This window comes from Sporosarcina contaminans (assembly GCF_042679045.1).
Classification (GTDB): domain Bacteria; phylum Bacillota; class Bacilli; order Bacillales_A; family Planococcaceae; genus Sporosarcina; species Sporosarcina contaminans.
This window is the reverse complement of sequence record NZ_JBHTLT010000016.1, coordinates 217,709-225,323: the sequence shown is the minus strand read 5'-3', so window position 1 is coordinate 225,323 and position 7,615 is coordinate 217,709. Positions and strand designations below refer to the sequence as shown.

The following is a 7,615-nucleotide window of genomic DNA, read 5'->3' as shown; positions in this document are numbered from 1 at the left end:
CCACCTGTTCTATTTTAGGGACTTATTGGACAGCCTCGATCTTTTTTGATATGTTCTTCATGCTATATCTTGGTAGCGGTTTAACAGTAGATCTAATTCTTGGCTGCAGGAAACGACGGTAGGATGTGTAAACCCAAAACTTTTCGCTTTTTTTACCATCTCAGTCCTTTTTACATTGATCCTAACCGACAGCAAATGCTTTTCCAACAATTTTTTCACAACTACGCCTCCATATATTCTTAAAATCACACCATTGCCTATCATATCCGAATCTTCACGAAAAGAATGTCGAAGTTTGTATGAAAACAAATTTGTTATGTAAATGTCATAAATTTGTCACAATTTTTATGTATATTTCGATTTTGCTACCAAAAAGCGGAAAAGGCTTCCCGATTGACTCGTCAAAAGGTAGCCTTTTCATCTCTATTCTATAAACTGCCATTCATTATGAAATGGCATGGAAAACATTATTTTGCATTAGGAAAGACACGTTGAATCGTTTCATTAAATTCTTCGATAAATCCTTCAACTGGTTCTCCTGCACGAATTTGTTCACCATAAGTAGTGAATCGTTCAGCAAAATCCGGGTTAAAAGACACATATACATTTTTAAATTCTTCATGTGCATTCCGGACTTCATCGGCAATTTTGTTTTCCAATTCGTCTGTTTCTTCAGTTCCTTCTTTTAACATGACACCAACATATGCATTTTGATTTGTCACAAGAACATTCGCACTTTCAACTTCATCCATCGCAGCTACTTTTTCAGCTGCGTCATCTGCAACTTCGACTTTCGTTTCATTATTCAAATCATTATTCATATCATTGTTCGTGTTATTGTTGTTATTGCTATTGTTATCGTTGTTATCGTTATTGCCATTCATATCGTTTTGACCGTCCGCCCCCTGCTCATTCGTTGAATTTGTAGTATTGGCATTTTGGTCATTCGTGTCATTATTTTTAGTACCACAACCTGATAGTGCAAACACGATCAGAAAGATGATCGGAAATTTCAACATTTTATTCATCATTATTCACTCCTCTATTTTTTTCAAGTTTAGAGTGTGCTATTAATGATTTTTTATTCTTTTTTGTGACATATGTGTTCAAAATACAGTTCAATGCCCTTTAACAAAGCTACTCCATACGAAATAAATGATTTTATAGTTCGTTTACAAATAAAGAACTTTAAATTAGGTTACTTTCCGATCTCATACGGCTTGAGCCGTTTTTCAGCTTCTTCAGTAACCTTCCTATTATCATATTCCCGTCCTAACACTTCGACTACTCCCAACACCGATTTTTGCTCGCGTTGCTCATTCTTCTATATAGGCTTTGCATGCTTCTGCACACTTTCGGCATGCTTCTGCACACCGCTGACAATGCTCATGATCATGCTTCGCACATTCATCTGCGCATTTCTCGCAAACTTCAGCACAAAGGGTTAAGATTTGATGAATGAATGGACTGTTCCTCGTCATCGCTTGTGCAGCAAACGCACAGATGTCTGCACATTCTCTATCGAGCCGTATACATTCTGCCATCATTTTCACATGCTCTTCTTTTAAGCAAGCATCGTAGCAAAAATTGCATGCTTTCATGCAATCTAAACATGCCTGTAAACATTCTGCAAATTTTTTATCCATTTGAAACACCTCCACCATTCCTTTTCCCGCCTACTACTGCTTTAAACAAATCATGCGTAGGTCTGGAACTAGATAAGAATTTTACGAAATAGAAAAGGGCTGTCACAGAAAATCATTTCATTGACTTTCTGGACTGCCCTACTATTAATATTTTGAGCCTTTGTCTCCATATTCATCTAACAATTCTGCAAAGCTTTTATTTTTTTCACGTTCAATCCGCTCTTTCCGCTTTCTCTCACGCTCAGCTTCTAACTCGGATTGTTCCTTATCCGTCAGTTGCTTTTTCGCTTCCTTTAACTGTAGTAAAATATCATCACCAAGTGTATCAGCTATTGTTAGTTGCTCTTGATCTGCTTTTGATGATGACGGTTGTGAAGTACGTTTTTTCTTAGCCATTCATTCTCCTTCTTTCTTTTAAGGCAATTGAACGATCGTAGCGACTCCTTGTCCCCCGCCAATGCAAAGTGTTGCAAGTCCAGATTTAGCTTGTCGTCGCTTCATTTCATGAAGCAAAGTAACTAAAATTCTCGCCCCGCTTGCTCCGATTGGATGCCCTAAAGCAATCGCTCCTCCATTCACATTCAATTTATCCTTGTCAAAATGTAACTCCCGATCAACCGCAATCGATTGTGCTGCAAAAGCTTCGTTTGCTTCAATTAAATCGATTTCAGACAAGGACATATCCGCTTTTTGCAATGCATTTTTCACAGCTTGCACCGGTCCGATTCCCATTACAGAAGGATCTACGCCAGCATTGGCATTTGCAAGTATTGTTGCTAACGGCTGAACACCTAATTCTTCTGCTTTTTCTTTGGACATAATGACGAACGCTGCAGCACCGTCATTTATTCCCGATGCATTGCCGGCTGTAACGGAACCTTCTTTTTTGAAAGCAGGTCTTAATTTACCTAACTTTTCGGTTGTCGTAGACGCCTTTACGTATTCATCTTGAGCAAAAACGACTGGATCGCCTTTTCGCTGAGGAATTTCTACAGGGACTATTTCTTCCTTAAACTTCCCATTTTCTATCGCTTTTGCTGCTTTTACTTGTGATTGCTGTGCAAATTCATCTTGTTCTTCCCGTGTGATCGAATAGCGATCGCATAGATTTTCCGCAGTAATTCCCATATGATAATCATTAAAAGCACACCATAATCCATCAGAAATCATGCTATCAATTAATTTTTGATCCCCCATTTTAAACCCGTCTCGGCCATTTTTCAATAAATAAGGAGCTTGGCTCATATTTTCCATGCCACCGGCAACAACGATGTCAGCATCTCCTGCAACAATCGCTTGCCGCGCTAAATGGACAGCTTTCAATCCGGAGCCACAAACTTTATTAATTGTCATGGAAGGAACGTTTTCAGGCAACTTAGCTTTAATCGCAGCTTGGCGTGCAGGGTTTTGTCCTAATCCAGCCTGCAATACATTCCCCATAATGACTTCATCAACGTCTTTTGGTAAGATTCCTGCGCGATTTAGCGCTTCTTTGATGACAATTGCACCTAAATCGGGTGCAGAAACATCTTTCAAAGAACCTAAAAACGATCCGATTGCTGTACGGACAGCGCTTACAATGACTACTTCACTTGACATATAGCATTTCCCCCTATCATTCTATTACGTGAACATTGCCCTTTTGTACATCCCTTCAGTACAATAAGTATAGGAGGGATGGATATGTTCATTTTACCAAAGAAAACAACAATTATCGAGGTAGGTCCAAGAGATGGCTTGCAAAACGAAAAAAATATTGTTGATACGAAAAACAAATTAGCATTTATCCAAGCATTGCAAAATGCGGGTGTACAAGAAATGGAGCTCACTTCCTTTGTTTCGCCAAAATGGGTACCACAAATGGGAGATGCGAAAGAAATTGTAGAGCAGACAAAGAAAATCGGAAGGCAGTTTGTCCTATCCCCAAATGAAAAAGGGGCAGAACGGGCATTAGAGGCCGGTGCTAAAAGTATTGCAGTTTTTGTTGGGGTAAGCAATTCGTTTAACAAACAAAATATTAATCGAACGACAGATGAAGCAATGGATGCTCTTCAGCCAGTCATCGCAATATTGAAAGCGGAAGGCATTTTTGTACGCGCATGCATTTCAACTGCATTTTATTGCCCTTATGAGGGGAAAATTGAAAAAGAAGATGTCATAGAATTATGCAGACGTTTCGTATCAATGGGGGTAGATGAACTAAGTGTTGCAGATACGATTGGAATGGCAAATCCAGTAGAAAGTTATGAGCTGTTTAAGCTATTAAAAGTAACATTTCCAGACGTGCTGATCGCAGCGCATTTTCATGATACGCGCAAAATGGCGATCGCCAACATTTTTGCAGCATTGCAAGCTGGCATCGACCGTTTCGACTCATCTGCCGGTGGACTTGGAGGCTGTCCTTTTGCAAAAGGAGCAACAGGCAACGTCGCTACTGAAGATGTTGTCCATATGTTAAATACACTCGGCATTCATACCGGAATCGACGTTAACAAAATTTGTGAAGCTGTTGAAATCATTGAGCCGCATGTTTCGAGACCAATTGAAACAGGTATGTACAGATTATATAAAACAAAAGAAGTCTGACAAAGGAGTGAGACGGAATTGAAACGGCGCTTCCTTTACATAACCGGAATTATAGGAAGCATTTATACAGCCGTCCTTACCATTTTAGGTTATTATGCTGCGAATCGTCTTATGTTCATGAAGCTGAAAGATAAGGATCTAATATTGCGCAGAGAAATTATTGCAAAACGTTTTGATGAGCATTGGTATGAGACGGTGAAAAAAGAAGATTTTTGGGTGCATTCACCTAATGGCTATCCACTGCGTGCTGTTTTTTTACAACCGCTTGAAACGACTCGGACGGTCATTATTTGCCATGGCGTAACGGAAAATAAAATCAATTCAATTAAATACGCTCGTCTTTTTGAACGATTAGGTTTTAATTCGGTCATATATGATCATCGAAGGCATGGCGATTCTGGTGGAGAAACGACAAGCTTCGGATTTTATGAAAAAGCTGATTTACAAGCAGTCGTATCTGCCGTTCGTAACAGAATTGGGAAAAGGGCTCTTTTAGGCGTCCACGGGGAATCGATGGGCGCAGCAACGACAATTCTTTACGCTGGTACTTATGAGGATGAAGCAAATTTCTATATTGTCGATTGCCCGTTCTCTGATTTCTCCGAGCAAATTCTCCATATTTTACGGACGAATACTCCATTAAGGACTTCCATGACATTGCGTGCCGCTAACTTTTTCTTGAAAATTCGGGATGGCTATACTACATCGTTAGTTTCGCCGCGTGAAGTTATACAGCATATCGAAAAACCGATGTTGTTCATCCATAGTATGGAAGATGATTTTATTTTACCACAAATGACGAAGGAATTATTTGCGTTAAAAGAAGGAAATAAGATGTTAAAGCTGTTTGAAAAAGGCGCGCATGCAAAATCTTTTAACGAAAATCCAGAGGAATACGAATATGAAGTGCGGCATTTTTTACATGAATTCGGATTTTCCTCTTAATAACCTCCTTGCCTTGTCACGGGGCAAGGATTTTTCATTTTAAAAAAACACTTTCCCGAAATAGAAAAGTGGCCAGTAAAATGGGAATATTACAGCATGAACAATATTAAACTACATAATCAGCTATATTCTAACTTTTTACACATAATTAATTTCGAAAGCCTTCTGGAACTACCACGATCCCCGCGCTCTTTCGGTTTCAACGCTTTCAATCCATTGCGGCGGTAATTCAGTTGCCACTCCTATTCATTTAATCAAATCACATAAATAGGGAGAATTCTATCGTGGATAGAAGAAACTCAAATCTCAAGAACCTTTATAAATTGGTTTTGTTGAATTTCTCCATATGATAAAAAATCTAAAATTTTTTAATCGCTCAATTATAAACGATAAACATTGTTTTAGCATCTAATCAATAAGATCTCTGTTCCTCTTTAAAACTACTTGTTTATCATGATACGCTCGAAAAAATCCCACATTGTTACCTGTACCACCTTTCTATAACCATTTATCATTTCTAGCCTACTGTACAGCTTTTAGGCGTGTTTCATTATGGACTATTCATCGTTTCTATGTGTTGCTCGTATCGACTAGCCTATTATTTCCATAGCGCTCAAACTACAAATAGTAAGTGAAAGAATTATTTTTTAAAAACATCTTATAGTTCCATCAAAAAAACCACCTCTCCGGTTTATCTTTCACCAGAAAAAGTGGTTCGTTTGTAATTGATTAAGAAAGATTAAGCACAACATGTAATTTTCGTGAAGAATGATTACCCGGTACAACATTGTGACAGGCAATTATTGATTAGAACAATTAGCAAGCATTTGTTGAAACACTTACAAACTGCGTTATCTCAATATTATTGCCTTGTCCAATTATTTTTTCTTACCTGCATTCTCACTTACTTTGTTCATTTGCGCCATCATTTGGTTAATCTTCTTTTGTGAAGGTTTTTGTCCCATTTGCATCATCATCATACGTAACATTTGTTCATTGATCGGTGGGTTTTCCTTCAAATATTTCATCATATATTGACGTGCGATGAAAAATCCAAGGGCCACACCAGCGATTAACGCGACGACGGCAATGAGGATTACCCAAATCGTGCTCATCCGTTATACCTCCTTCACTACCGTTATTCGAGATTACTCTACCATGTTGGATTATACAACAAAGCGGCGCCATATAGCAATGTCTGGGTATTTTAATTTTTTGATCTGCTGACGTTTTAGCTGTATTTCTTATACTATAATAAGAAAAGTAGAATTATTTATTGATTTTTAAGGGGGACTACAATATGGAGATGGAAATTAGCCTTAGACCTTTACAGATAAATGATTTCGATGACGTCCTTAAATGGTCTAAAGATGATGGTTTTTGCATGGCAAACGGCTGGGAGAAAAATAGGGACAGAGATGAGCTTTATCAATGGTGGCAAAAATGTGTAAACAATAAAGCTCATAATTTTATAAGACTTGGGATAGAGTTTGAAGGCAAGTTAATCGGTTATGCAGATTTAGCATGCATTAAGGGAAATTCCGCTGAAATCGGCATCGCAATTGGGAATCGTTCCTTATGGGGAAATGGAATCGGATCTGCTTCATTATTGCGAGTGATTGACTATGCGGCAAATACACTTGGAATTGATATTTTTACAGCCGAAACACATGAGGGGAATGTACGTTCGCGAAAAATGTTAGAGAAAACTGGATTTATCGAGCGCAGCAAAATTGGCAATGAAATTTATATGGGACAAGCAAACCAATTGATTCAATATGAACTGATTCGGTATTAAAAATAAAGAGACCCCTTTTCCTTTCCTGGGTCTCTTCATACCATTAAAATACAATAGTCCTTTCGGTCATTAAATGATAATCTTGCTTCACCGGTTTCAACCATCCCCACTCTCCTTGTTCATCCATGACTGCAAAGAAACGATCATCAGACCCGGATAAGGCGACGAAGAGATCGAGGTCTAACATGCGTGAACCGTCACAATATGCTAACAGTGAATATGGAGAAATAGAGATGTGGATCGAACCTTTCATAGGATGGGATAAGCGGTATTCTCCTTCATCGCTTTCCACAGTTGTAAAACTCTTTCCTAAGTTTTTCAAAATGGCTTGGTCAATTGCAGCTTCTTCAATTTCATCACATAAAAATTGCACTTCTTGTAAAGGCCGCTCATGGGCATCATCTTTCAATAAATCATATAATAGTCCCTCTCTACCGAGAATGAATGATTGGTACCGTTTTTTCACTTTGTAAATCCCATATGATCGCATGATCGTCACCTCCTTTTCTATTAGTCTACCCTAAATGTAATAAAAATATTGTCATATTACGAAAAAGATAGACACTTTTATTGTCGGAATGGTGGAAACATTGAAGTATCTTTTATTGATGAGCTCATAAAAGACAATAGAACCGCATAT

Annotated in this window: 10 protein-coding genes; 3 read left to right on the top strand and 7 right to left on the bottom strand. The window is 38.3% G+C overall.

The annotated features are described in order from the left end of the window. Nucleotides 1-57: 57 nt before the first annotated feature. From ACFQ38_RS03750 to ACFQ38_RS03730, 5 genes are all read right to left on the bottom strand, one after another. Nucleotides 58-219, bottom strand: a complete 162-nt coding sequence (locus tag ACFQ38_RS03750; RefSeq protein WP_336822564.1) for an aspartyl-phosphate phosphatase Spo0E family protein — start codon at nt 217-219, stop codon at nt 58-60. 248 nt (nt 220-467) lie between these two features. Then, the gene (locus tag ACFQ38_RS03745; RefSeq protein WP_336822563.1) at nt 468-1,028 is read right to left on the bottom strand and encodes a YhcN/YlaJ family sporulation lipoprotein; all 561 of its coding nucleotides are present in this window, start codon (nt 1,026-1,028) and stop codon (nt 468-470) included. Between the two features lie 288 nt (nt 1,029-1,316). Then, entirely contained in the window at nt 1,317-1,646 is a 330-nt protein-coding gene (locus tag ACFQ38_RS03740; protein ID WP_336822562.1) for a four-helix bundle copper-binding protein, read from the bottom strand. A 144-nt stretch (nt 1,647-1,790) separates the two neighbouring features. Next, on the bottom strand, nt 1,791-2,042 hold the full coding sequence (locus tag ACFQ38_RS03735; protein ID WP_336822561.1) for a YqkE family protein: 252 nt from the start codon (nt 2,040-2,042) through the stop codon (nt 1,791-1,793). A gap of 18 nt (nt 2,043-2,060) precedes the next feature. Next, a complete protein-coding gene (locus tag ACFQ38_RS03730) occupies nt 2,061-3,245 on the bottom strand; it encodes an acetyl-CoA C-acetyltransferase (RefSeq protein ID WP_336822560.1) in 1,185 nt (394 codons plus the stop codon). Nucleotides 3,246-3,329: 84 nt separating this feature from the next. Between ACFQ38_RS03730 and ACFQ38_RS03725 the strand changes: the two genes are divergently transcribed. Both ACFQ38_RS03725 and ACFQ38_RS03720 read left to right on the top strand, forming a co-directional pair. Further along, complete coding sequence (locus tag ACFQ38_RS03725; protein WP_336822559.1) at nt 3,330-4,232, top strand: hydroxymethylglutaryl-CoA lyase; 903 nt, start codon at nt 3,330-3,332, stop codon at nt 4,230-4,232. 18 nt (nt 4,233-4,250) lie between these two features. Continuing rightward, nucleotides 4,251-5,177 (top strand): alpha/beta hydrolase, encoded by a 927-nt coding sequence (locus ACFQ38_RS03720; protein WP_336822558.1) that lies wholly within the window; start codon nt 4,251-4,253, stop codon nt 5,175-5,177. A gap of 878 nt (nt 5,178-6,055) precedes the next feature. Here ACFQ38_RS03720 and ACFQ38_RS03715 read toward each other — a convergent pair. Further along, nucleotides 6,056-6,292, bottom strand: coding sequence for a YneF family protein (locus ACFQ38_RS03715; protein ID WP_336822557.1), 237 nt, complete (start codon nt 6,290-6,292; stop codon nt 6,056-6,058). Between the two features lie 185 nt (nt 6,293-6,477). On the opposite strand from ACFQ38_RS03715, the gene ACFQ38_RS03710 reads away from it, so the two are divergent. Continuing rightward, the gene (locus tag ACFQ38_RS03710; protein WP_336822556.1) at nt 6,478-6,975 is read left to right on the top strand and encodes a GNAT family N-acetyltransferase; all 498 of its coding nucleotides are present in this window, start codon (nt 6,478-6,480) and stop codon (nt 6,973-6,975) included. Nucleotides 6,976-7,018: 43 nt separating this feature from the next. Here ACFQ38_RS03710 and sirA read toward each other — a convergent pair whose 3' ends face one another. Further along, a complete protein-coding gene (gene sirA / locus ACFQ38_RS03705) occupies nt 7,019-7,465 on the bottom strand; it encodes a sporulation inhibitor of replication protein SirA (protein ID WP_336822555.1) in 447 nt (148 codons plus the stop codon). Between the last annotated feature and the right edge of the window lie 150 nt (nt 7,466-7,615).